Origin of the sequence: Polynucleobacter necessarius, from assembly GCF_900095175.1 — a bacterium.
Lineage (GTDB): Bacteria > Pseudomonadota > Gammaproteobacteria > Burkholderiales > Burkholderiaceae > Polynucleobacter > Polynucleobacter necessarius_I.
In genome coordinates this window covers 1,088,777-1,108,817 of the sequence record NZ_LT606946.1, presented here as the reverse complement: position 1 = coordinate 1,108,817, position 20,041 = coordinate 1,088,777, and the positions used below count along the sequence as shown (strand labels likewise).

Genomic DNA, 20,041 nt, shown 5'->3' with positions numbered 1-20,041 from the left:
GCTATGTTTACGCTGAAGGTATCAGGAATGACTTGTGGCGGCTGTATTAATGCTGTTACTCGAGCTGTGCAGGCTCAAGATCCTCAAGCCCAAGTTCAGGCGGACTTGGCGACTCAGATAGTGACGCTTGAAACAAGCTTCACTCCAGAGCTGGCTGCTGGGCTTATAACAGATGCCGGATTCCCAGTTTCACAATAGAGATTAGTTCGGCTTTAGCAATTTTTTGCATGTGCGGTTAATCTACCCACTATTCCATTATTTGTAATACATCTCAATAAACCCTATTGAGATTCCCTTGTGGGAATGTTTATCTTAGGAGAAGTCGGTGGCGCTTACTGTAGAGGCTGTGCAAGCAGCATTAAAAGGTTTGGTTGACCCAAATACACAAATTGATTTTGTGTCGGCAAAGAGTGTCAAAAATCTAAAAGTTGATGGTGGCGATATCAGTCTAGACATCGTTCTAGGATACCCAGCAAAAAGTCAGTTTGATGCGATTCGTAAATCCGTTATTGCTGTTCTTCGCGAATTACCTGATGTCAAGAATGTCAGCGTCAATGTCAGCAGTCAAATCGTGGCACATTCTGTTCAGCGTGGAGTGAAGTTACTTCCTAATGTAAAAAATATTATTGCTGTAGCCAGCGGTAAAGGTGGAGTAGGAAAATCTACAACGGCAGTGAATCTAGCTCTAGCCTTGGCTGCAGAGGGTGCGCAAGTTGGCATGTTGGATGCAGACATCTACGGACCGAGTCAACCGATGATGCTAGGTATTACTGGCAGGCCAACTTCGATTGAAGAAAATACGATGGAGCCTATGGAAGGCCACGGCCTTCAAGCGAGCTCTATTGGCTTTTTAATCGATGATGATGCGCCTATGGTGTGGCGCGGTCCAATGGTAACTTCAGCCCTCGAGCAATTGCTTCGTCAGACACGTTGGCGTGATCTTGATTACCTGATTGTGGACATGCCGCCAGGTACCGGTGATATTCAGTTAACCCTTGCTCAGAAGGTGCCTGTCACCGGCGCAGTCATTGTGACCACTCCTCAAGATGTTGCTTTACTAGATGCGCGTAAGGGTTTGAAGATGTTTGAGAAGGTTGGCGTTCCGATTGTAGGGATCATTGAAAACATGAGCACGTATGTTTGCCCAAGTTGTGGTCATGAGGAGCATGTGTTTGGTACCGGTGGTGGTCAAAAGATGTGCAAAGAATACGGCGTTGATTTCTTGGGCGACTTACCACTCAATTTATCGATTCGTGAGCAGGCTGATGCAGGGCGCCCAACCGTAGTGGCTGATCCTGATGGCGCGATCAGCGCAATCTATAAGACGATTGCAAGACGAGTTGCCATTAAAGTAGCGGCGCTTTCAAAAGATATGAGCAGTAAATTTCCCAGCATTGTTGTTCAAAATACCTAATTAATTATGAAGTTTGCCGTCGTCATGCGTAAGCAAAAAATCGATAACCCTTGGATTGATTTCCGTTGGGCGGCAAAAGAGGTGCTGCCAGATTATGGCCAATTTTCTTCTTCTCATCCCCCTGAAAAAATCATGGGTCAGTTTTTAGGAAGGGATGATCAAGGAGAGTCTTGGTTGTTTACCGGATATGAACTTGATTTGTATCCTGATGACGCTGAGGGTTACTACCTCAATGTTTCCGCAACTTTTCCTTGCTGGTTTGTCATGTGGCGCACGGAAGAGGATTTTGAGCAATATATTGACGATCAATCTAAGGCACTCATAAGTTCAGAATCTAGCTTTCCAATTCCGCATCGTGTGGATGTGAGCTATAACGAAGCTGCCCACTTAATTGATAGTGGTGAAACAGTTGACAATATTCCCATGAGTGATGAGCACGCTTCTTGGCTGCAGGATTTTGTTAACCAGCATTTCCGGCCTGAGCCAAAAAAGAGACACAAACCCGCATCCTTTAAAGGTGCTAATCGTTCTTCGGAGGATTGATGGAGGGCCGATTTTTAAGTCGATGGTCCCGCCTTAAATCGGGCAAGGCAGTTCAATCCGAGGAAGGGCTCGCACCATCGTCTCAGACGGTTGACACAAAACATCAACTGATGTTCAGCCCCCCATTTCCTCTGAAGAAGCGAAACTGCCTTCCCTTGATGATGTTGAGAAGATTGATCAGTTGGCCCCTGATTTCTCTACGTTTATGCAGCCAGGCGTTGATCCAGAGGTTCAACAGGCAGCATTAAAAAAATGTTTTCTGATCCTCACTTCAACATCATGGATGGCCTTGATGAATATATTGATGATTATTCAAAACCCAATCCTATTCCATTGGCCATGCTAAAGCGTATGGCCCAATCTAAGATGCTGAGCATCTTTAGTAAAAATGAAGATCAAGCTGTTCCTGAAATTGCTAATGCGGATTCATCTCATGCTGAATTGAAAGATCAAGACTCAAATCCCGCAGCTTTAGCTAACCCTCTAGAGAATCGTATAACATCATCCACTGCAACTCCGAATGATGTGCAATTGAGCCCCGTACCAATGCCTGTGGATAAGAAAACGAGTTAAGAAGATTATTAATGAGCCAAAAACTAGTTTGTAACTGCAATGGAACGATGCCTCTTGATCCAAGTAAATTGGGTGTCAAGATACACACTGCCTTATGCAGGCAAGAGCTTAATTCGGTCTTGGGTGCATTCAATGGTGATGATTCTCTAATTATTGCCTGCACACAGGAAGGCGCCTTGTTTAATGAACTGGCAGCGCAATCTGAAAAACCTCTGATTGCTCCATTGCGTTTCGTAAACATTCGTGAGGTTGCTGGGTGGACACAGGAAGCTCCATCATCCACTCCAAAAATTGCTGCGTTGCTAGCTTTGGCTGAAATGCCTGAGGCCGATCCTGTTCCGGTCATTAATTATGAGAGCCAAGGTCGCACATTGATTATTGGCGCTGGTGAGTAAGCAATTCCTTGGGCCGAACAGTTGAGCGACGCATTAGAGGTCTCCGTTCTGTGTACTGAACCAAGTCCGCTACCTTTATCGAGAGACTTTCCTGTCTATTCCGGCTCCACAAAGTCGATAGAAGGATATCTTGGAAATTTCATCGTCCAATGGGAGTTGGAAAACCCAATTGATCCGGAGATGTGTACTCGCTGCGGTGCTTGTGTTGAAGTTTGTCCATCGGGCGCAATCAATGATTCATTTCAGATTGATTTAGATAAGTGCAAATCACATCGCAAATGCATTACGGCCTGTGCCGGTATTGGCGCGATCAATTTTGATCGGGTTGAACGAAATCGCACTGCCCAATTCGATTTAATTTTAGATCTACGCTCAAAGACTCATATGCGCATGAGTCAAACTCCCCAGGGGTATTTTTCCCCAGGCACTGATCCGCTGGAGCAATCATTTGCTGCTAATAAATTATTGAGTCTGGTAGGGGAGTTTGAGAAGCCCAAATACTTTGCTTATAACGAAAAAGTTTGTGCACACGGCCGCAACGGTAAAGTTGGTTGCAACGCTTGTATTGATGTTTGTTCAACTGCAGCCATTACTTCCCTTTTCAAAAATGGGCAGGGTACTGTCGAAGTTAATCCAAACTTATGTATGGGATGCGGTGCTTGCTCCACTGTTTGCCCATCAGGTGCGATGCGATATAACTATCCAAGTGTTTCGCACCAGGGTAAAGAAATCAAAACTTTGGCAAATGTTTTTACTCAAGAGTGCGCTAAGGAAAAAAAATCCGTTAGTCCCGCGCTTCTTTTGCATACTCTGAAAGCCGGCACAAACTTAATTGATGCAGTTGGTCGCGCCGCCCATTTAAATCCAAGTCGATATGAAGGATTGCCTTCCTATTTAATCCCCTATGGTGTTGAGCATATTGCTTCAACAGGAATAGACTTATGGTTGGGCGCATTGAGTTATGGCTTTAGTGAGGTTTACTTACTATTGTCTGGTGAGCAAGATCCCGCTTATCAAGCTGCTTTGCACACACAGGCTGAGCTCTGCAATGCAATCTTGGCAGCAGATGGTTTTGAAGCGCGAATTAGTTTGATCCATGCGGCCGCATCCGATGACATTGCGCCGGTTTCAATGGTCATGGGTCAGTTGCGTCAGCGTGGTCCCCTCGCGCCAGTGTGTACTCCTGCTACTTTTGGTTTAAATAATCAGAAGAGAGAGGCGTTAGAAGCAGTTTTAGAGCATCTAGAAAAACAAGCAAAAACAGTCTTGCCTGAAGCGGGAGCTCCTTTGCCAGCCTCTTCATTATTAGGTGGCTTAAATATCAACAAGGATGCATGTACTTTATGCATGTCGTGTGTTGGCAGCTGCCCAGAAGGTGCGCTATTAGACAATCCGGATGAGCCTAAGTTGTCGTTTATTGAGAAGCAATGTGTCCAGTGCGGTATTTGCGTAACCGCTTGCCCTGAGCATGCTTTGAGCTTGGAGCCACGCTTATTAAGCGTTGAGCAAAGAAAGCAGCGAGTCAATTTAAATGAGACCAAGCCATTTCACTGCATTAGTTGCGGGAAGCCCTTTGGGACCCTCAAAATGGTTGACCTGATGATGACCAAGCTTGGCGCGCATGCTGCCTTCTCTGGGCCTGCAATGGAGCGCTTAAAGATGTGCAGCGATTGTCGCGTAGTGGATATGATGAAGAATGAAACATGAGTGAATTAGAAAAAGATCTGAAGATTGCAGAGGTCGGTGATGTTGGCTTGCCTGAGGATTTGGCTAGGGCTGACTTATATGGTTTGATAGCTCGCTTCTTTTTGCTACCTCCTGATCAAGAGCTCCTTGACCAGATAGCAGCATCTATCCCTGAGGGGCGGAGCGGTACTGATGAAGCGCCACTTGCTCAGCTATGGGATAGTTTGGTGGAGTTAGCTAAGAACAATCCCGCTCAAGCATGGAGAGACGAATTTGATGCGAACTTCATTAGCGTTGGTAAGCCAAATGTTGTTCTCAATGCGTCTATTTACTTGGCGGGACATCTCAATGAAAAGCCTTTAGTAGAGATTAGACGGTCCTTAGACGCATTTGGTCTTGAAGCTGCCGAGAATATTACTAAAACTGAAGATCACATATCAGCCTTGTGTGAGGTTATGCGCTACCTCATAGCTGGTGATGATGTGGAGATTTCTAATTTGACGAATCAGCGCATTTTCTTCAATGACCACATTCGTCCCTGGTATGACGAATTGTGCGATGCAATAGAAGCGATCCCAGAAAATCACCTTTACCATTCTGTAGCCGCATTAACACGTGAATTTCTTGCTATTGAAGGGCAGAGTTTTGACATGATTTAATGTTGCGTTGCACAAGAGGAAAACCCCTAGAAATAAATTAATTTCAAATATGCAAAAAATACAATTACCAATTACACTTGACCCATATCAAATTTGCACTAACTAGGAGCATGCGATGACTATCAAATCCGCAACTGCAGTAAATGAAGAAAATAAACCTTCACGCAGAAAGTTTTTTATCGGAGCGGGTGCCACAGTTGGCGCTGTCGCAGTTGCTTCACAAACTACGATCGGCAATGCGGTTATTCAAGAAATTGGCAGTACTGTTTCAGGAGACAAAGAAGGGTATCAACTCTCCGCTCACATTCGTAAGTACTACGAAATCACTTTGTTGTAATCCGTTCTAATTTTTTAGCCACTCCTTTTATAAAACCAAAATTTTTTCAGGGGCAACAAATAAGCCTGACTCGCAAATCTAATACACCTCAAAGTAGTCGTTCAGTCCCAGCATCACGCCTAATCGGCAGTCTTTCGCGCGGACTTAAAGCAGCTGTTCCAACAATGGATCGCCGCCAGTTCCTAAAACGTTCAGGCGTCAGCGTTGGTGCTGGAATTGCTGCAAGCCAATTGACCATGGTTCAAAAGGCAGCGGCCGAGCAAAGCAATGCTGGATGGCAAAGCTGGAAAAATTGAAGTGAAGCGAACTGTATGTACTCACTGCTCAGTGGGTTGCGCGGTTGATGCAACTGTGGAGAATGGTGTTTGGGTTCGTCAAGACCCTGTTTTTGATTCTCCAATCAATTTAGGTGCTCATTGCGCAAAAGGCGCAGCACTTCGTGAGCATGGCCATGGCGACTTCCGCTTACGCACACCAATGAAATTGGTTGACGGTAAGTATCAAAAGATTTCCTGGGATCAAGCTTTAACTGAGATCACGGCGCAGATGAAAGACATTCGCACTAAGTACTCTCCAGATGCGATGTACTTTATTGGTTCATCAAAACAAAATAATGAACAAGCGTATTTGTTGCGTAAGTGGGTATCTTTCTTTGGAACCAATAACACTGACCACCAAGCTCGTATTTGTCACTCAACTACAGTTGCTGGTGTAGCTAATACTTGGGGCTACGGCGCCATGACAAATAGCTACAACGACATGATGAATTCAAAAGCAGCTTTGTATATTGGCTCTAATGCTGCTGAGGCGCATTCAGTATCTATGCTGAGCATGTTGCATGCTAAGAAAATGGTTGCAAATTAATTGTGGTTGATCCACGTTACACAAGAACTGCAGCGAAGTCTGATCAGTATGTTCGCATTCGTTCTGGTACTGATATTCCATTCTTGTTTGGTGTTCTTTATCACGTCTTTAATAACGGTTGGGAAGATAAGAAATACATCAACGATCGTGTCTATGGCATGGACAAGGTTCGCAAAGAAGTGATGGAAAAATGGGCTCCAGCCAATGTAGAAGAGGCTTGCGGTGTTCCTGAGGCTCAGGTTTATAAAGTTGCCGAGACCATGGCAAAAAATCGTCCAAGCACGATTGTTTGGTGTATGGGACAAACTCAGCACACCATTGGTAATGCGATGGTTCGCGCTTCCTGTTTATTGCAGTTGGCATTAGGTAATATCAGTAAGTCTGGCGGCGGCGCAAATATTTTCCGCGGCCATGACAACGTTCAGGGTGCAACTGACGTTGGTCCAAATCCAAATTCACTGCCTGGTTACTATGGCCTAGCTGCTGGTTCTTGGAAGCATTTTGCGACCGTTTGGGGCGTAGATTATGAGTGGATTAAGGGTCGCTATGCTCCTGGCATGATGGAGAAATCAGGCACTACCGTTTCCCGTTGGGTCGACGCAGTGCTTGAACCTGATGACATGGCTTGGATTAAGTCGTTTGGGGGTCTCCTATCCGGCAAACATGTCCCATCAGGATTCTTTAATTTTGGTGAGAAATTCTGGTTCTGGTTTGGTATGGTCTTTTTAGGACTCATCATCTCAGGTTCTGGATGGGTGCTTGATATGATAGTTCCTGTCCCTGGAATTGAATATTGGCGTGGCACTATGCAAGTGGCAGATATTATTCATGCTTCAGCTGCCTTATTGATGACAGCTATGGCAATGGGGCATATCTACATCGGTACCATTGGTATGCAAGGCTCAATCGATGGTATGAAAACGGGTTATGTTGATGCTGCTTGGGCTAAAGAGCATCATGAAGTTTGGTACAACAAAGTTAAATAAGGACGAAGCTATGAAAAAAATCATTGCCTTCACAATTGGCGCTCTGGTAGCAAGCCCTGCCTTTGCTTTTTTCCCGCCACTATCACCAGAAGCTCAGGCTGCTGCTGATTTGAAGAAGGCCAAAACGGCTTATGCTGGTAAGGTTGGAGCCTTCAAGCTTTGCCAGGTGCAAAATAAGATCGCTGACCAATACAAGGTTTCCGGTACTCCAGCACCAGCAGCCTGTGTAGCGCCACCTCCATTTGTTGCACCGGTGGCTGCTGCAGCGTCAGCTGCAAAGTAATTAGTCGGAGAGCAACAGTTGATGTAAGTAGCGCTTAGCTGCTTGTGTCTGAGGATTGGCAAAGAAAGGACCTGCGGGTCCTTTTTCTTTTATCTGGCCCTGATCAATGAAGATGATGTACTCGGCTAGTCTTTGTACTTGTGCAAGTTGGTGAGAGGTAAAGATGACATCTGATCCGTGAAGCTTAAATTGGCGGATGATTTCTTCTACTTGCTCCGTAGTATTTGGATCTAGATTGGCGGTGGGTTCATCTAGCAATACCAAATTGGGTTTTTGCAATATGACTCGACCCAAGCATAGCTTCTGTCTTTCTCCTGCCGAGAGTTTATGTGCAGGATTATTCGCAAGACGGCTTAAGCCGATCTGCTCTATGACGGCATCAATAGCACTCGACTGAATGGAAGGATCGGAGTCTTGGATCATCGCAATATTGGTTCTAGCGGAGGCCTTAATCATTGGCGTATGATGCAATACCAGAGATGACTTGATAGGGCTTCTTGAGTGGGTGATCGTGCCTGAATTCGGTGTGATCAAACCGTCAATCAACTTAAGGAGGGTAGTTTTTCCGGCACCATTGGGCCCAATACAGGCACAAATTCGATCTGCAGGAATGAGCGCGTGGGGGATATCCAATATGGTCTGACCATCACTTTTGACAATGGTGTCCTGTAGCTCGATGTATTGCTGAAATTGTTCGGAGGGATTAACCATAGCGTCGCTCCGCAATTTGGCGAACTACAAATGTGAAAAGGTTGGCCAGCAACACAATACCTAGTAAGACAATCCCTAGGGCAAGCGCAAGAGGGAGGTCGCCCTTGCTTGTTTCTAAGGCAATTGCTGTAGTCATGGTTCGAGTGGATTGATCAATGTTCCCGCCCACGATCATGACGGCTCCAACCTCGGATATTGCTCTAGCTAGTCCAGCCAGGACGGCAATGGTCAGTGAGAAGCGACAGTCCCAAATCAGCCATTTGAGGGAGGCCATTCTGGGTAAGCGAAGAGCCATAAAGGAATCCCGATGAATTCTCCAGGAATCTTCCAAAATTTGGCGGCTTAGAGCTGCAATTAAAGGGGTTGTGAGCAGTGTTTGGGCAAGGATCATGCCCTTTGTAAAAAGCCATCCCCATACCCCTAAAGGCCCTGTGCGCGAGAGTAGGAGGTAGACCACAACACCCACAATCACTGGTTGGGACTCCCATGAGTGTATTCAGGGTAACTGTAATCGTTTGTTTACCCCGAAATTCTTCGGTGGCCAATAGAGCGCCAATTGGCAGCCCAAGCAGGGTGCCTAAGAGGAGTGCCGTCAAGCTGACCTTAAGGGAGACGAGAACGATGCCCATTACTCCCGCATCCAAATGTGCAAGGAGTCTAAAAGCATCCTGAAAGGTCATCAACATGGACATGATTCTAGCAAGGGGGTGGCAAAATGGCATAAATGCAAACAATTTCCCTTTTTTAACTCATGGCTGAAGTCATTTGCCTCTGTAATGAGGTTCTCGATGTTGATCTTCGAGAATATCTTGATACCCATCCAATCGACTCTATTGAAGAGTTGCGTGAGCAAGCCTCAATTTGCAATAAGTGCATGCAGTGCCAGGATTTAGTTGAAGGGGAGATTTATTTGGCGCGTATTCGACGGCAGCGTGCTGCAGGACAGTTTTAATGACGCAAAGTAAGTTGGGCCGCTTTAGCGTCATGACCATGAATGTGCATAAGGGGCTATCACCTTTGCACAGGAAGTCGACTATCTATGAGCTGCGCCAGAAAATGCGTAGTCATCATCCGGATTTACTATTTTTACAAGAGCTCCAGCAGGAGCATCGCGGGCGAATTAGGCGCTTTGGTCAATGGCCTTTAACAGAGCTCACCCACTTTTTATCCGAAGACTTTTGGCATGATTGGCATTACGGTAAAAACGTCGAATATCCAGATGGGCATCATGGCAATGCAATTCTGTCTAAGAGACCTTTGCATAAGGGCGAAAATTACGATATCTCTGCTTATCGATTTGAACGGCGCGGTTTGCTTCATAGCGTCACACAGCTAGAGGGTGTAGCAACACCGATTCACTGTTTCTGTGTACACCTGGCCTTATTTGAACGCGGACGAGAACGTCAATTAAGTGAAATTATTGGTTACATTGATTCATTAGCAAATGGCGGTCCTACTATTGTGGCTGGCGACTTTAACGATTGGCGTAACCGCGTGAGTGCACCGATGCAGGCTGCCGATTTTAATGAGGTATTTGAGGCGCTTACTGGCGCCCCCGCAAAAACCTTTCCTAGTGTGAAGCCTATGCTTCCGATGGATCGAATTTATGTACGGAGCTTAAAAATCCATTCTGCGGAAGTGATGCATGAATGGTTGAAGCTATCTGATCACTTAGGTATTGCAGCGGAACTTGAGATTTTATGAACATTATTAATTTTTTACTCGGATCTTTTTTTGGCGAACCCTTTATTTGGGTCCCAATAGCGCACATCATTATTGTGATTCTGTTTGGATTTAGATTAATTTCAGTGAGAAGACCAGTTGGCGTTGTACTAGCCTGGTTTCTGATTGTGGTTCTATTCCCCTTAATTGGTATTAGCCTCTATATCCTCATTGGTGAGCGTCCCGTTGGTCGAAAGTTCGCTCGAAAAATTATTCGCATGGATAAAGAGTACGCTGCCATCACCGAAGCGATGCGCAAACGCTATCAGGCTGATAAACAACTTCTGCCAATTGAAGGTAGGGCCTTGAGTCTCTTGGCAGAGGCTAAAAATGGTTCGCCAGTAATCGCCGGCAATCAGATCGAACTCTTTACGAATTCCCTAGAAATCTTGCAGTACTTTGTTGACGAGATTAATCAGGCCAAGAAAACATTGCATTTGGAATTCTATATATGGGCTTTAGGCGGTGATGCAGATCGTGTCGGCGAGGCTTTAATCGCCGCGGCTAAGCGCGGCGTAACTTGTAAAGTGCTATTGGATTCTTTAGGTAGTAAAGACTGGTTTAAATCGACTTGGCCTAAGCGCTTCAGAAACGCTGGTATTCAAGTAACTGAAGCCTTGCCTATTCAGGTTGGTCGCTTTCAATTTCGTCGTGCTGACTTAAGGCTACATCGCAAGATATTTGTGATCGACAACACCATCGTTTGGATCGGCAGTATGAATATGGTGGATCCGCGTACTTTTAAACAAGATTCGGGTGTGGGTGAATGGGTAGATGCGATGGTCAGAATTGAAGGGCCTGTAGCATCTCAGTTTGAGCTGACATTCTCGTTTGACTGGAGTGTTGATAATCCCAGGGTTACGCACTTCAGCAATATAGTTCCGGCAGCTAGTCCACTAGAAGGGAAGGTATTGGCTCAAGAGTTTTCCTCCGGGCCGGTATACCGCGACGATATCTTGTACCAAGTATTGCTTTCAGCCATCATGGATGCCCGTGAAGAGCTCACCATTACTACGCCTTACTTTGGCCCTGACGATGGTTTGATTCAGGCGCTGATGACGGCAGCTGGTCGTGGTGTGAAGGTAACCCTGATTGTCCCTAAGTTAAATGACTCGACATTGGTTGCTTGGAGTAGTCGCAGTTTCTATTCTGATCTCATGAGTGCCGGTGTGAATATTGCTGAATTTCATGGCGGTCTATTGCATACGAAAAGCATGCTGATAGACAAGCGGGTTGCCATTTTTGGCTCAGTGAACTTTGATCAGCGCAGCTTGCGTCTCAATTTTGAAATTAGCTTAATCGTATACAACGATGAATTCTGCGCCAAGCTCGAAACCTTGATCGAGTCTTACTTGGCAAAATCAGATATGGTAAACCCAGCAACTTGGGCTAAGAGGCCGCATTGGCATGTTCTGCTGGAGAATGCGGCTCACCTGACATCACCCTTGCTTTAAATGGAGCCCTGACCCCGCATCTTTGCAATCTCATCAATAGAAATACCAAGCTCAGTCAGAAGGGCTTCTGTATGTTGGCCCACTGCAGGTATCTCATCCATGCGGTAGTCAAAGCTGTCATTGCTGTCCGGGGGTAGCATTGCTGGAATAGGGCCTACAGGTGATCCTACTTGTAGCCAGCGATCTCTTGCTTTGAGTTGATCGTGATTCCATAAGCCCTGCATGTCATTTAGGCGGGCATTAGCGATTTGCGCTTGATCCAGTTTTGCAATCACTTGCTGGGTAGTGAGTTTGCTAAAACAGGCATCAATAATGGAGAGGAGTTCATCTCGTTTTTCATTACGCTTGAAGTTTTTATCAAAGCGCTCATCTTTAGCTAGCACTTGATTCTCAAGCACCACCTCACAGAATAATACCCACTCACGATCATTTTGCAGGCCCAGCATAACGGTGCCACCATCGCCCGCCTTAAAAGGCCCATAGGGATAAATCGTGGCATGGGAAGCGCCATTGCGAGGAGGAGGTGCAGCTCCCTCATAGGCGTAATAGAGTGGGTAACTCATCCATTCACCCAAAGACTCCAGCATAGAAACATCGATAGTGGATCCTTTGCCGGTCTTCCCCCTCTGGAGAAGTGCTGTCAAAACATTGGCGTAGGCATACATACCTGCTGCAATGTCTGCAATGGAATTGCCTGCTTTACTAGGCGTCTCGGGTGCGCCTGTAACAGACAAGAACCCAGCTTCACTTTGAATCAGTAAGTCATAGGCTTTTTTGTCGCGATAAGGCCCATTATTTCCATAGGCTGAGATGTCGCACAAGATTAAACCAGGATTATCTTTTTGTAATAGCTCTGCAGTAAGGCCCATGCGCACTGCGGCACCGGGAGCTAAGTTCTGTACCAGCACATCTGCTGTTTTGAGGAGCTTCTTTAATGCTGCTAAGGCCGATTCTTGTTTGAGATCTAGCGTGAGACTTTCTTTAGAGCGATTTACCCAAGTGAAATGAGATGACATGCCATTGACCCGTTCATCATAGGCACGGGCAAAGTCCCCGGCGCCCGGTCGCTCGACCTTAATGACGCGTGCACCTAAGTCGGCTAATTGGCGAGTGCAAAACGGAGCAGCAATGGCGTGCTCTAACGAAACCACGGTGATGCCATCTAGGGGTCGAATGCTCATGTAATTACTTATCCAAAAACTAAATTAATTAAAAGGTCTACAGAATTAGAAAGAGCGGGGGAGACCCAATACATGCTCAGCAATATAGGAATAAATTAAGTTGGTCGAGATTGGCGCTACTTAGTAGAGGCGCGTCTCTCTGAATTTACGCTCAACATCATATTCATTGGCAAATCCAAATCCACCATGAGTTTGTAGGCAAACGTTAGCAGCTTCCCAAGAGGCTTTGGCGGCTAAGTACTTGGCCATATTGGATTCAGCGCCGCAGGCTTGTTTAGCGTCGAATAGTTCACAAGCTTTAAAGCGCATCAGATTGGCAGCTTCTGTTTCGATATAAGAATCCGCAATCGGAAACTGAATGCCTTGGTTTTTGCCAATAGGTCGATCGAATACCACGCGTTCGTTTGCATAGCGACGGGCTTTATCTACAAACCAATAAGCATCGCCAATACACTCGGCGGCATTAGGGTGCGCTCAGCATTCAAACCATCCAAGATGTACTTAAAACCCTTGCCTTCTTCGCCAATCAGGTTCTCAGCCGGAATCTCTAGATTATCAAAGAAGACTTCATTGGTTTCGTGATTCACCATATTGGCAATCGGCTGGATCGTCATACCTTTGCCAATGGCATCTTTGAGGTTGACGATAAAGATCGACATGCCTTCAGATTTTTTGGTGACCTCTGCCAATGGGGTGGTGCGAGCGAGCAGAATCATTAAACCAGAGTGCTGAATCCGGGAGATCCAAATCTTTTGACCATTCACTACATACTTGTCACCCTTTTTGACCGCAGTAGTTTTGAGTTTGGTGGTATCTGTACCAGTAGTGGGTTCCATCACTGCCATTGTTTGTAGACGCAGTTCTCCAGTAGCAATCTTGGGAAGGTAGAGCTGCTTTTGAGCATCTGAACCATGGCGTAATAAGGTGCCCATGTTGTACATCTGGCCATGACATGAACCCGCATTACCACCCGAGAAATTAATTTCCTCCATGATGACGGAGGCTTCTGCTAAACCTAAGCCAGAGCCACCATATTCTTCCTTCCGGAATTAATGCTGCTAACCAACCAGCTTGCGCCATGGCATCAACAAATGCTTCTGGGTAAGCGCGCTCATGATCTACCTTTTGTCAGTATGCGGAGTCAAAGCTTCCGCAAAGGCCACGCAAGGCTTCGCGCATATCTTGGTATTGGTCTGGCTTGGGAATAGGGTGGTTCATTTAGCTGCCTAAAAAAAGTTAAGAAATAATTGAATCCCCACAGTTTAAGCAAGAATTCAAGATTGTGGGAAACCCAAAATCTGAGCCTAATCCTGGCGATTGTTGTGTCTGATGGCGCTTGGGGCATACTTGGGACATGATCAAAACCCCGCTTTCCAGCCGATCTGGAGCTCTTGCTTAATGGAGCAAATGCTAGGCCAGTTCTTTGACTACTTTGGTATGCCATCGGTTGGTTTGCCAGCGGTATTTATTAGCGCCTTCATTTCCGCAACTTTATTGCCTATGGGTTCAGAGCCCATCTTGTTTGGGTATGTTTCAGTCAATCCGCACTTATATTGGGTTGCGATTATTGTTGCCACAATTGGTAACACCTTTGGAGGTATGCTCGATTGGTGGCTTGGGCTACTGAGTCGTAATAGCTTTGAGTCCTTAAAAGGCCCTCCAAACAACCGAATGCAGCGCTGGCTCGAAGAGAGGGGTCCCAAGATGCTTCTGCTGTCCTGGCTGCCTGGGTTTGGCGACCCCCTGTGTTTGGCTGCTGGCTGGCTTAGATTGCCCTGGCTACCCTGTTTAATCTATATGTGTATCGGCAAGCTGCTGCGTTATCTCACGATGACTTGGCTTCTAACCTTAGTTCCCACAAGTGTTTGGCATCAATTGGGTCACTGGCTTCATCTGATCTAATTTCTTCCGTTGTATCCTATGTTTTTCTTGTCAATTTCTCTAGAGGGCATTCATGTCTCAATTAAAAGGTAAAACGGCGCTGGTCACTGGTTCTACTAGCGGTATCGGTTTGGCAATGGCCATTGGATTGGCAAAGCAGGGCGTTAACATCATGGTCAACGGTTTTGGTGAAAAAGATGCCGCTATCGCTGCGATCAAAGCATGCGGAGTAGAGGTGGATTATCACGGCGCTGATATGAGTAAGCCTGCCGAGATTGAAGATCTGATTAAGCAAACTGAAACACGTTTTGGATCACTTGATATCTTGGTGAACAATGCAGGTATTCAGTACACAGCTAATGTGGAAGATTTTCCGGCAGACAAATGGGAATCCATTATTGCTATTAACCTCAGTTCAGCTTTCTATACCTCTCATCATGCCTTGCCTGGAATGAAGAAGCGTAACTGGGGTCGCATTATCAATATTGCCTCTGTGCATGGTTTGGTGGGTTCAGTTCAAAAGTCCGCTTATGTAGCTGCTAAGCATGGCATTGTTGGTTTAACTAAAGTCACTGCTCTTGAGAATGCTAAAACTGGAATCACTTGCAATGCGATTTGCCCAGGATGGGTCCTTACACCCTTGGTTCAAAAACAAGTAGATGCCCGTGCAGAGCGTGATGGAGTTTCAAATGAAGAGGCTAAAAAGGCTTTGGTTTCCGAGAAGCAGCCCTCCGGTGAATTCGTGGCTCCAGAGCAATTGGCTGCATTAGCAATCTTCCTTTGCGGTCCCGACGCCTCAGAGGTGCGTGGAGTGGCTTGGAATATGGATGGTGGCTGGACAGCCTAGTAATCCTCGGGTGGGGCTGATACAGTCAGCCCCATTTATTTCACGCTCAAACAAAATCGTCAGAATCGTCTATAGTTAGGTCGAATATGGCCCTATAGCCAATTATTAACACGTCTTTAAAGGAAAAAATGATGGAACACACATTACCTCAGTTACCTTACGCATTGGATGCGCTTTCCCCATTCATTTCTAAAGAAACGCTAGAGTTTCACTACGGTAAGCACCACCAAACTTATGTCACCAATCTCAATAACTTAATTAAAGGTACTGAGTTTGAAAATGCATCCTTAGAAGACATTGTTAAAAAATCTGCTGGCGGTGTTTTTAATAATGCGGCTCAAGTATGGAACCATGCCTTTTACTGGAATAGCATGAAGCCAAATGGTGGCGGTGCTCCAACTGGTCCTTTGGCTGATGCAATCAACGCTAAGTGGGGTTCTTTTGATAAATTCAAAGAAGAGTTTGTAAAATGTGCAATTGGCACTTTTGGATCTGGTTGGGCTTGGTTGGTGAAGAAGGCTGATGGCTCTCTCGATTTAGTTTCAACTAGTAATGCTGCTACACCGCTGACTACTGATGCAAAGCCACTCATGACTTGCGATGTATGGGAGCATGCTTATTACATTGATACGCGCAATGCACGTCCAAAGTATTTGGAGAATTTCTGGAATGTAGTGAATTGGGATTTTGCTAGCAAGAATTTTGCTTAATCTCGCTTAACTACTGTTTATTGCGAAAGTTTTTGATGGCATCTATCTTTACCTCATTAGGGCGCACAGTTTTAGCTGGATTTGTTCTCCTTGCTTTAATTGTTTTTGGCTTAGGTGCCAATCTGAACTCCATTGAGTTGCCATTTTTATTCCGCTGGATTCACGTGATGGTTGGCGTGATGTGGGTTGGTTTGCTGTGGCACTTCAATTTTGTACAAATTCCTTCGATGCCAAAAATTCCTGATGAGCAAAAGCCAGCCATTGGCAAGGTAATTGCCCCAACAGCGTTATTTTGGTTCCGTTGGGCAGCTTTGTTTACCGTTGTTAGCGGGATGATCTTGGCCGTTTTGAATGGCTATGCGCATCAAGCATTCACTTTGCAAGCGCCATTTCGTGCAATCGGCTTAGGTATGTGGATTGCACTGGTAATGGCGTTCAATGTTTGGTTCATTATTTGGCCACTTCAGAAACGTGCCCTAGGCATTGTTGCGGTTGAGCCGGATGTGAAGGCGAAGTCTGCGCGTGTTGCGATGTTAGTTTCACGCTTCAATACGATGCTTTCTATCCCAATGTTGTTCTTGATGGGGTCGCCCAATCCCATAATGCAACTTAGTTTGTCGCACTTGCTTAAGTAAGTGGGAGTAGTTCATTAAAAAGGCCCGCAATTGCGGGCCTTATTCTTATTCCATAATGTTGTTGCAAAAACGATTTGAATAAGCGATAAAAAGTTACCGCTTATTGCAATATTGGCGGCAACTCTTTTGTGAGGGCTCCGCGTTGCGCTGTTGCTGCTCCCAGTAGAGCAAAACCTAGCAGCTTGCCATCACCCGACTCAAAGCGTGCCTCAAGGCCACCTTCCACGGTATTGATTTTCCAATCCCCAAGCGCACCTTTAGCTGGTGGAGAAACTATCGTTGGTAGTGCTGGAGTCTTCACCATTACCGGCATAGCAGGGTAGGTGAGGGCGGTAGGCTGCCCAAGAAGGTTTGGCGCCAAAGCGCGTGCTGCCTGCATAATTGGCATGACATATGGCAGAACCAAGCCATCGACTTCAGCGCAGTCACCGATGGCATAGACATTCTTTGCGCTAGTCTCCAACTGGCGATTAACCATAATTCCAGCACCTGTTTTAATGCCAGCCGCTTTAGCCAAATCCAGTCGCGGCTTTAAGCCTACTGCCGATAGAAATACATCACTAGTGATCACCGTTCCATTGGCGAGTGTCACTGTGAGGGTTTCACCGTTGCGATCAATTGTTTGCACGGTAGTCCCAAAGTGCCAACGAACACCCACCTCGCTTAACTTAGTTTGAAGTGCTTGTGCTGCTGCTTCAGGTAGGAGTCGACCCAAGGCTTGGGGCGCTAGATCAATCACATCAACTTCGTATGAACCCAAAATCAAATCGTTTGCAAATTCGCAGCCAATGAGACCTGCTCCTAAAATCACAATACGTTTTTTGCCTTCGATTACCTTGCGAAATTGGGCATACTCATCCAGATCATTTACTGTAATCACTTCTTGAGCAGCATTACCCTGCAAAGGAAGTCTAATCTGATCGGCACCCAAACCAAGCACTAGCTTGCCATAGGAAATATTTCCTTTGGAGGTTTCAATGGTCTGAGAAGCGGTGTCAATAGCCAGTACATCAGCATTTCCCAAAATCGTAATCTCCAATTGAGTCGCCATACCCTCAGCGTTAGTAGAGACCAATTGCTCTGCAGACTTATTGCTCGCTAATGCAGTAGAGAGCATGGGCTTTGAATAAAAGTAGCCTGGCTCGCGAGTCACCAGAGTGATCGGCACTGCTTTATCAAGCTTGCGCAATTCGCGAATAACTGTAAAGCCAGCTAAGCCGCTACCAATGATGACAATTCCTGATGGAGATGATTGATTCTGATGATCCAAAGCTGGACTCCCTAGTAACGCAGTTAAATGAGTGATGTAAGGCTTGAATTAAGAAACTTGAACCATTTCAAAATCAGACTTTGCTACTCCACAGTCTGGGTACTCCCAATCTTCTGGAATGTCAGCCCAAGCAGTGCCTGCTGGAATGCCGTCTTCTGGTAAGCCTTTTGCTTCGTCATCGATAAAGCCACATACGATACATTGCCAAGATTTCATGATAATTCCTTTAAGATAATTTAATCAGTTTAAATTTAATTCTGTTTTATTTCCGAGCTTGCTCAGGTTGCCGCAAATTCCTTAGCTTTTTCTAAGGCTTTTTTGTAGTGGTTGGCATGGCGCTCCTCTACATTAGCCAAGGCCGCAAAGCGTTTTGCTGCTTTTGCCAACATGGCTTGAAATTGCTCAGCATGCTCTTTTGATTCAGCAATTTGCTCATCAATCTCCATTACCGCCGCTGTATTGCCTTCATCTACCGCTGTTTTGCGGAAAGTTGGGTACATTTCGGTGTATTCGTATGTCTCACCCTCGATAGCGATCTCTAAGGCGCGAGTAGGAGTAATGGTGTTAGCAGGGTAGAGTAAATCGAGGTGACCAAAGGCATGCATGACTTCTTGATCTGCGGTTGCCTCAAAGATTTCAGCGGTTTCAATATCGCCAGCAGCACGTGCTAATTTTGCAAAATAACGATACTTGATATGCGCCATAGATTCACCTGCAAAAGCAGACTCTAAGTTTTGGATGGTTTTAATTTCTGGACGTGCCATTTTTCATTCCTTTTCATATTGATTGGTAAAAGGTGTTTAAACACCATGGAACGAATTCTGAACCTCAAAATATAATCAGTCCAATGAATAATAATGATAATATTTATCTAATAAATTGATTATAGGGAGTTTTGCAAATAATGGCTGCTCTACCTTCATTACGTCAGTTGCGCTATTTTGTAGCCATTGCTCAAGAGCTGAACTTTACTAGGGCTGCAGAGGCCTGTTTCGTTGGTCAGTCGACCTTGAGTGCAGGGTTAAAGGAGTTTGAGGATGGTCTAGGCGTGCGCTTGGTGGAGCGAGATCGCCAAAACGTGGCCATTACTCCAATTGGTATGGAGATTCTGGAGAGGGCGAAGATGATCTTGGCTTCCTCTCAAGATTTGGTGGAATATGCGGATGCCGCTAGCAAGCCGATGTCAGGAACAATTCGTCTTGGCGTAATTCCAACCATCGCACCATTTTTGTTGCCAAATGTTCTGCCTGATATTCGGGAACACTATCCTCATCTAAAAGTTGCCTTGCGCGAAGATTTAACCGCTAATTTATTGTCGCGCTTGGTTGATCATCAGCTGGACTTTGCATTAATTGCTTTGCCATATGACACGGCCGGATTGCTGGTAAAAGAACTCTTTATCGATGAATTTTGGGTAGTAGCCAGAGAAGACGACCCAGCCCTAAAGGGTAAGGAAATTCATTTGCCTGCAAAAATGGCTGAACGCTTATTGTTGCTAGAGGAAGGCCACTGCCTTCGCGATCACACTATGCAGGCCTGTAAGCGCTCTGATATTCGGAATGCAGATGGTGTGGAAGCGACGAGTTTGCTGACTTTGTTGCAAATGGTGGAGTCCGGTATGGGCATTGCACTATTGCCTGAGATGGCGATTAAAGGAGGGCTTTTAAATGGCACGACATTGGTTGCTCGTCCATTGGCTCCGCCTGCCCCTAAGAGGGTTATCGCACTGGTTGCTCGGGCTTCTACCGCACATCTTGAGGAGTTTCAGGCGCTCGCTGAGGGTATAGAGGCTAGATTTAAATCTAGCCCAAGGATTAGTCGTGGCAGTCGAAAGAGTTTTCAAAGAGTCTAGTAGAGCGACTGCATGACTCTGCTATCCCTGCTAAAGTT

Annotated in this window: 21 protein-coding genes and 4 pseudogenes; 18 read left to right on the top strand and 7 right to left on the bottom strand. The window is 45.8% G+C overall.

The genetic code is table 11. The annotated features are described in order from the left end of the window. The first annotated feature begins 3 nt into the window (after nt 1-3). The 10 genes and pseudogenes from DXE44_RS05775 (at nt 4) to DXE44_RS05730 (ending at nt 7,740) form a co-directional block, all read left to right on the top strand. Nucleotides 4-198 carry a heavy-metal-associated domain-containing protein gene (locus tag DXE44_RS05775; RefSeq protein WP_114653399.1) on the top strand — a complete coding sequence of 65 codons (195 nt, stop codon included), beginning with the start codon at nt 4-6 and terminating at the stop codon, nt 196-198. Nucleotides 199-325: 127 nt separating this feature from the next. Beyond that, entirely contained in the window at nt 326-1,414 is a 1,089-nt protein-coding gene (gene apbC, locus DXE44_RS05770) for an iron-sulfur cluster carrier protein ApbC (RefSeq protein ID WP_114653397.1), read from the top strand. Nucleotides 1,415-1,438: 24 nt separating this feature from the next. Continuing rightward, entirely contained in the window at nt 1,439-1,957 is a 519-nt protein-coding gene (locus DXE44_RS05765; RefSeq protein ID WP_231970596.1) for a DUF3305 domain-containing protein, read from the top strand. A 181-nt stretch (nt 1,958-2,138) separates the two neighbouring features. Next, nucleotides 2,139-2,530: pseudogene (locus tag DXE44_RS05755) on the top strand (DUF3306 domain-containing protein). 11 nt (nt 2,531-2,541) lie between these two features. After that, on the top strand, nt 2,542-2,925 hold the full coding sequence (locus DXE44_RS10680; protein WP_231970595.1) for a hypothetical protein: 384 nt from the start codon (nt 2,542-2,544) through the stop codon (nt 2,923-2,925). Nucleotides 2,926-2,946: 21 nt separating this feature from the next. Beyond that, nucleotides 2,947-4,632, top strand: a complete 1,686-nt coding sequence (locus tag DXE44_RS05750) for a 4Fe-4S dicluster domain-containing protein (RefSeq protein WP_231970594.1) — start codon at nt 2,947-2,949, stop codon at nt 4,630-4,632. Then, nucleotides 4,629-5,270: a TorD/DmsD family molecular chaperone gene (locus DXE44_RS05745; RefSeq protein ID WP_114653389.1), complete on the top strand. Its 642-nt coding sequence runs from the start codon at nt 4,629-4,631 to the stop codon at nt 5,268-5,270. The genes DXE44_RS05750 and DXE44_RS05745 overlap by 4 nt, the downstream gene beginning before the upstream one ends. A gap of 115 nt (nt 5,271-5,385) precedes the next feature. Continuing rightward, nucleotides 5,386-5,607 carry a formate dehydrogenase gene (locus DXE44_RS05740; RefSeq protein ID WP_114653387.1) on the top strand — a complete coding sequence of 74 codons (222 nt, stop codon included), beginning with the start codon at nt 5,386-5,388 and terminating at the stop codon, nt 5,605-5,607. 59 nt (nt 5,608-5,666) lie between these two features. Next, a pseudogene (locus tag DXE44_RS10355) lies at nt 5,667-7,457 on the top strand (molybdopterin-dependent oxidoreductase). A gap of 10 nt (nt 7,458-7,467) precedes the next feature. Beyond that, entirely contained in the window at nt 7,468-7,740 is a 273-nt protein-coding gene (locus tag DXE44_RS05730) for a hypothetical protein (RefSeq protein WP_114653385.1), read from the top strand. Here DXE44_RS05730 and DXE44_RS05725 read toward each other — a convergent pair. Further along, nucleotides 7,741-8,343, bottom strand: a pseudogene (locus tag DXE44_RS05725) (ATP-binding cassette domain-containing protein); the annotation flags it as partial. 100 nt (nt 8,344-8,443) lie between these two features. After that, entirely contained in the window at nt 8,444-8,908 is a 465-nt protein-coding gene (locus DXE44_RS05720) for an ABC transporter permease (protein ID WP_231970671.1), read from the bottom strand. A 294-nt stretch (nt 8,909-9,202) separates the two neighbouring features. Between DXE44_RS05720 and DXE44_RS05715 the strand changes: the two genes are divergently transcribed. From DXE44_RS05715 to cls, 3 genes are read left to right on the top strand one after another with little or no spacing between them, the layout of a single operon-like run. Beyond that, nucleotides 9,203-9,403 (top strand): hypothetical protein, encoded by a 201-nt coding sequence (locus DXE44_RS05715; protein WP_114653382.1) that lies wholly within the window; start codon nt 9,203-9,205, stop codon nt 9,401-9,403. Beyond that, nucleotides 9,403-10,155 (top strand): endonuclease/exonuclease/phosphatase family protein, encoded by a 753-nt coding sequence (locus tag DXE44_RS05710; RefSeq protein ID WP_114653381.1) that lies wholly within the window; start codon nt 9,403-9,405, stop codon nt 10,153-10,155. The genes DXE44_RS05715 and DXE44_RS05710 overlap by 1 nt, the downstream gene beginning before the upstream one ends. Beyond that, on the top strand, nt 10,152-11,627 hold the full coding sequence (gene cls, locus DXE44_RS05705; protein ID WP_114653379.1) for a cardiolipin synthase: 1,476 nt from the start codon (nt 10,152-10,154) through the stop codon (nt 11,625-11,627). Before DXE44_RS05710 ends, cls begins: the two co-directional genes overlap by 4 nt. Here cls and DXE44_RS05700 read toward each other — a convergent pair. Both DXE44_RS05700 and DXE44_RS05695 read right to left on the bottom strand, forming a co-directional pair. Further along, on the bottom strand, nt 11,624-12,808 hold the full coding sequence (locus DXE44_RS05700; RefSeq protein ID WP_114653378.1) for a CaiB/BaiF CoA transferase family protein: 1,185 nt from the start codon (nt 12,806-12,808) through the stop codon (nt 11,624-11,626). The genes cls and DXE44_RS05700 overlap by 4 nt on opposite strands. Before the next feature lie 45 nt (nt 12,809-12,853). Further along, nucleotides 12,854-14,026 (bottom strand): annotated as a pseudogene (locus DXE44_RS05695) (acyl-CoA dehydrogenase family protein). Nucleotides 14,027-14,206: 180 nt separating this feature from the next. On the opposite strand from DXE44_RS05695, the gene DXE44_RS05690 reads away from it, so the two are divergent. The 4 genes from DXE44_RS05690 to DXE44_RS05675 all read left to right on the top strand — a co-directional run bounded on the left by DXE44_RS05690 (nt 14,207) and on the right by DXE44_RS05675 (nt 16,881). Continuing rightward, a complete protein-coding gene (locus tag DXE44_RS05690) occupies nt 14,207-14,710 on the top strand; it encodes a YqaA family protein (RefSeq protein ID WP_114654369.1) in 504 nt (167 codons plus the stop codon). A gap of 52 nt (nt 14,711-14,762) precedes the next feature. Beyond that, a complete protein-coding gene (locus DXE44_RS05685) occupies nt 14,763-15,536 on the top strand; it encodes a 3-hydroxybutyrate dehydrogenase (protein WP_114653376.1) in 774 nt (257 codons plus the stop codon). A gap of 131 nt (nt 15,537-15,667) precedes the next feature. After that, nucleotides 15,668-16,246 carry a superoxide dismutase [Fe] gene (gene sodB / locus DXE44_RS05680; protein ID WP_114654368.1) on the top strand — a complete coding sequence of 193 codons (579 nt, stop codon included), beginning with the start codon at nt 15,668-15,670 and terminating at the stop codon, nt 16,244-16,246. A 35-nt stretch (nt 16,247-16,281) separates the two neighbouring features. After that, complete coding sequence (locus DXE44_RS05675) at nt 16,282-16,881, top strand: urate hydroxylase PuuD (protein WP_114653375.1); 600 nt, start codon at nt 16,282-16,284, stop codon at nt 16,879-16,881. Nucleotides 16,882-16,981: 100 nt separating this feature from the next. Here DXE44_RS05675 and DXE44_RS05670 read toward each other — a convergent pair whose 3' ends face one another. From DXE44_RS05670 to DXE44_RS05660, 3 genes are all read right to left on the bottom strand, one after another. After that, entirely contained in the window at nt 16,982-18,151 is a 1,170-nt protein-coding gene (locus DXE44_RS05670; protein WP_114653373.1) for an NAD(P)/FAD-dependent oxidoreductase, read from the bottom strand. 48 nt (nt 18,152-18,199) lie between these two features. Next, on the bottom strand, nt 18,200-18,367 hold the full coding sequence (locus tag DXE44_RS05665) for a rubredoxin (RefSeq protein WP_114653372.1): 168 nt from the start codon (nt 18,365-18,367) through the stop codon (nt 18,200-18,202). A 62-nt stretch (nt 18,368-18,429) separates the two neighbouring features. Next, nucleotides 18,430-18,915, bottom strand: a complete 486-nt coding sequence (locus DXE44_RS05660; RefSeq protein ID WP_114653371.1) for a rubrerythrin family protein — start codon at nt 18,913-18,915, stop codon at nt 18,430-18,432. Between the two features lie 140 nt (nt 18,916-19,055). Between DXE44_RS05660 and DXE44_RS05655 the strand changes: the two genes are divergently transcribed. Further along, nucleotides 19,056-20,003 carry a hydrogen peroxide-inducible genes activator gene (locus DXE44_RS05655; RefSeq protein WP_114653370.1) on the top strand — a complete coding sequence of 316 codons (948 nt, stop codon included), beginning with the start codon at nt 19,056-19,058 and terminating at the stop codon, nt 20,001-20,003. The last annotated feature ends 38 nt before the right edge of the window (nt 20,004-20,041 follow it).